Genomic DNA, 1,838 nt, shown 5'->3' on the forward strand with positions numbered 1-1,838 from the left:
GCCCCCGCCCGTGCGCCGACTGCCCGCCCTCGACGTGTGCCGGGGCCTGGCCATCGTGCTCGTCGTGCTGCACCACTCGGTGCTGCACCTGGACGCCGCGCACCTGCTGCCCGCGGCGTGGCGGGCGGTGAACGGCGAGCTGGTGCTGCTGCGGATGCCGCTGTTCTTCCTGGTCTCGGGGCTGCTGGCGGCCTCGGCGGCCCGGCGCCCTTGGGGGTCCCTGGTGCGCTCGCGCCTGGTGCCGCTGCTGTGGGTGTTCCTGCTGTGGTCGCTGGTGCGCTTCGCGGTCTTCAGCGCGGTCACCCCCCGCTTCCAGCCCTGGGAGACCGACAGCGTGGTGCCGCTGCTGCTGGCGCCGGTGCGGCCCACGACGGGGCTGTGGTACCTGTACGCGCTGGCGGCGTTCACGGCGCTGGCGCGGGCGCTGGGTCGGCGCGCGCCGCTGGTGCTGCTGCCGGCGGCGGTGCTGTCGGTGGCGGCCAGCGAGGAGCTGCTGCGCGCACCGTTCTACGTGTGGCACCAGATGGCCCGCTGCTGGGTGTTCTTCCTGCTGGGCTGGTGCCTGCGCGCGCAGCTGCTGCGCGCCCTGGGCGCGCTGCGGGTGCTGCCGGCGGCGGCGCTGAGCGCGGCGGGCGCGGCGGTGCTGACCGCGCACGGGCGCGGGCTGCTGGAGGCACCGGGCGCGGGCAGCGCCGTCAGCGCGGTGGCCGTGGTCTGCGGGCTGGCGTCCGCCGTGCTGCTGACGTCCCTGCCCGGCACCGCCGCGCTCAGCGCGGCCCTGGGCCGGCTGGGGCGCTCCACCCTGCCGGTGTACCTGGTGCACGAGCTGGTCGTCGGGGTGGGCGTGAGCGCGGCGGTGGCCCTGGGCCTGGGCGCGCGCGGCGCGCGGCCGGGGTGGCTGCCGGTGGCGGCGGTGGCGCTGGCCGTCGCGCTGCCGCTGGCGCTGCACGCCGCCGCGCGCCGGGCCGGTGCGGGCTGGCTGTACGAGGTGCCCGCCGCGGTGCCGGCGGTGCTGGGCGCCGTGCCCGTCCGGGCGCTGGGCGCGCTGCGCAGCGCCGCGCCGGGGGCCGCCTCGGCGGCGGGGCGGGCGGCACCGGGGCAGGCCCTAGGGTCGACGGGTGCTGCGCTGGCGTTCGGGGACGGTCGAGCGGGTGCGCCGGGAGTGGCCCGGCGCGGTGGAGTGCGAGGTGCTCGTGCAGGGCGCCCCGGCGGGGGCGGTCGCGCACCCGTCGGCGGCCGACTCGCCCGGCGCGGTGGTGCGCGCGCTGGCCTACACCGCCCTGGTGGGCCGCCCGGCCCCCGGTGAGCGGGTCCTGCTGAACACCGCGGCGCTGGCGCGCGGGCTGGGCACCGGCGGGTACGCGATGGTCGTGGCGCTGCCCGAGGCGCTGCCGCCGGACCCGCCGGCGGGTCCGGGGCACCTGGTCAAGGCCCGCTACACGCCGCTGCAGGCGATGGTGCTGGGCGTGGACGAGCAGGAGTCCGCCCACCACGACCTGCTGGCCGGCGCGGACGACCTGGCCGGCACCCCGGTGGTGGTGGCCGACCTGCACTCGGCGGTGCCCGCCGTGGTGGCCGGGGTGCGCGCCGGCGCGCCGGGCGCGCGGGTGGCGTACGTGATGACCGACGGCGGGGCGCTGCCGGCGGCGTTCTCGCGCGCCGTGGCGGGCCTGCGCGCGGCGGGCTGGCTGGACGCGTGCGTGAGCACCGGGCAGAGCTTCGGCGGCGACCTGGAGGCGGCCACCGTGCACAGCGGGCTGCTGGCGGCGCGGCTGGTGGCCGGGGCGGACGTGGTGGTGGTCGCGCAGGGGCCGGGCAACCTGGGCACCGGTTCGCGG

Annotated in this window: 2 protein-coding genes; both read left to right on the forward strand. The window is 79.8% G+C overall.

Annotation, left to right across the window (positions count from 1 at the left end; genetic code table 11):
- On the forward strand, window positions 1–1,306 hold a 1,306-nt coding region (locus tag GTR00_RS24505), incomplete at its 5' end, for an acyltransferase family protein (protein WP_240900688.1).
- A partial coding sequence (locus tag GTR00_RS20040) for a DUF3866 family protein (RefSeq protein ID WP_407659750.1) occupies window positions 1,194–1,838 on the forward strand: 645 nt, incomplete at its 3' end. The genes GTR00_RS24505 and GTR00_RS20040, both read left to right, overlap by 113 nt.

This window comes from Kineococcus indalonis, assembly GCF_009906395.1.
Classification (GTDB): domain Bacteria; phylum Actinomycetota; class Actinomycetes; order Actinomycetales; family Kineococcaceae; genus Kineococcus; species Kineococcus indalonis.